Below are 2120 nucleotides of genomic sequence, written 5' to 3' on the forward strand. Positions count from 1 at the left end.
GTCCAGCCCGGCGGGCTCCGGTTCGACGCCGGCGGCCAGGCACTGAAGGCGGGCGGCGCCTCGGCCGGCGTCTTCAGCGTGATCGGCACCGACAACCGGGTCCGCGTCGACCCGACCACGGTCTTCCCGTCCCGGGCCATCGTGCAGATCGTCCGGACCACCGGCGGCTCCACCTGGGGTTGCACCGGCTGGCTGTACGGGCCCAGCATCGTGGCCACCGCCGGGCACTGCGTCCACCCGGGTGGTGGTGCCAACGGCGGCGGCGGCAACGGCTTCTACCCGCGCGGCGACTTCCAGATCATCCCCGGCCGGAACGGGGCGTCGACGCCGTACGGCACCTGCACCGCGACCCAACTGCTCTCGGTCACCGGCTGGACCCAGGACGGCAGCGAGACCAACGACTACGGCGCGATCCGGCTCAACTGCGCCGCCGGCAACACCACCGGCTGGTTCGGTTTCTGGTGGCAGAGCGCCACGTTGACCGGCACCGCCAGCACGGTCAGCGGCTACCCGTGCGACAAGACCTTCGGGCAGCAGTGGCGGCACGCCGGGCAGACCATCCAGGTCACCCACGACCGGCAGGTCTTCTACCAGAACGACACCTTCGGCTGCCAGAGCGGCAGCCCGGTCTACCAGACCCGCCCAGCCGGCAGCTCGTTCTGCGCCGGCGAGTGCGTGATGGCCATCCACGCGTACGGCGTGCACGGCTCCGCACCGCACTCGACCAACAACCACGGGACCCGGATCACCGAGTCCGTCGCCAACAACCTGGTCACCTGGCGAAACGGCTGACCGGAATCGGACGTGGGGTGGGGGTGAACCGCCCCCACCCCACGGAACCGCCGGCCACTGCGGCACGTCTCAACAACTGTCCGTCACGAGAAGCGAGGGAGCAGTTATGGGCGAGCGAAGCGGGGTTCCGGCATGACCAGGGAGCGGCTCGGGGCGCTCGCACTGCTGGTGGCCGCGCCGTTGCTGATCGGGGCCGGCCTGCTGGCGTGGCACGGCGACCGGTCGGTTTCGGACGACGGCCCGGCAGCACCTCCACCCCGCAGTGCGACCACCGGCATCGTGACCGGCGCCGCCGCCACCGCCACCGGTGATCCGGTGCAGGGTGCCGCCGTCCTGGTCGAGTCGCTCGACGACCCGGCACCGGCGATCCCCGAGATCGGCGTCCTCACCGGCGACACCGGGCGGTACGAGTGGCGGCTCCCGCCCGGCCGGTACGAGATCGTCGTGGACACCGGCGAGCGGACGAGCGAGCCGCAGACCGCCACCGTCACGGCCGGCGCGGTCACCACTCTCGACTTCGTCCTGCGCTGACCGCCCGGTGACACCCGGCTCGGGCCGACCCGGTCAGCGGGCGGCCCGGAAGGCGCGCCCGACCTCGGTGGTCTGGCCGCCGGGACGGAACAGGCCGGTCTGGTCCTTGTCGCTGGCGGGCAGCCCGAACCAGGCGTACCGGTGCAGCCAGGGCAGTCCACGCAACATCCGGGTCGCCTCGGTGAGGAACGCCGCCTGCTGCGCCTGGGTCGGGAAGCGGACCCCGTTCGAGAAGTCGATCAGCGCGAACTCGGTGAGCCAGATCGGCAGCCCGTACCGGTCGTGCACCGCCTGGAGGTAGGAGCGGAGCTGGCCCACCGCGTTGGCGGTGCGGAAGTCGCCGCCGTACCAGTGCAGGGCGATGAAGTCGACCCGCAGCCCGCGTTCCTTCACGCCGGCCATGAAACGGTCGAGCCACTCCCCCGGCCGGTCCCCGCCCCAGGCCACCGCCGGGCTACCCAGCGGCAGGCCGGTCGCCTCCAACTGCGGCCACAGGTCCAGCGCCCGCTCCACGCTCATGTTCGCCTGGCCGTTCAGGTCCGGCTCGTTGAACCCGAGCAGGTACTTCCCGTTCTGCCTGGCCTGCCGCAGGTTGGCGGCGGTGACGCTGTCCGCGCCCCAGATCATCGGCACGAACTCGCTGCCGCGCGGGGTGGTGACGCCGGGGTGCGCGACGTTCCAGGTGTAGTACCAACTCGCCCCGGAGTCGGCGAGCGCCCGGTCGACCCCGTCGAAGGTCCAGACGCCGACGCCCTTCTTCGTCGAGGTGGCGGCGGGCCTGTCTCTTATCCACCTCT

3 protein-coding genes are annotated in these 2120 nt (G+C 72.0%); 2 read left to right on the forward strand and 1 reads right to left on the reverse strand.

Annotation, left to right across the window (positions count from 1 at the left end):
• Positions 1-792: serine protease (locus EYA84_RS30940; RefSeq protein ID WP_131057742.1), on the forward strand; the 792-nt coding region annotated here is incomplete at its 5' end.
• Between the two features lie 132 nt (positions 793-924).
• On the forward strand, positions 925-1323 hold the full coding sequence (locus EYA84_RS30945) for a carboxypeptidase-like regulatory domain-containing protein (RefSeq protein WP_131057743.1): 399 nt from the start codon (positions 925-927) through the stop codon (positions 1321-1323).
• 33 nt (positions 1324-1356) lie between these two features.
• On the opposite strand, the gene EYA84_RS30950 is transcribed toward EYA84_RS30945, so the two are convergent.
• A partial coding sequence (locus tag EYA84_RS30950) for a glycoside hydrolase family protein (RefSeq protein WP_201272537.1) occupies positions 1357-2120 on the reverse strand: 764 nt, incomplete at its 5' end.

Origin of the sequence: Verrucosispora sp. SN26_14.1, assembly GCF_004307965.1 — a bacterium.
Lineage (GTDB): Bacteria > Actinomycetota > Actinomycetes > Mycobacteriales > Micromonosporaceae > Micromonospora.

Coding starts and splice junctions, on each gene's coding strand:
- EYA84_RS30945 (WP_131057743.1), top strand. CDS start 925: ATGACCAGGGAGCGGCTCGGGGCGCTCGCACTGCTGGTGGCCGCGCCG.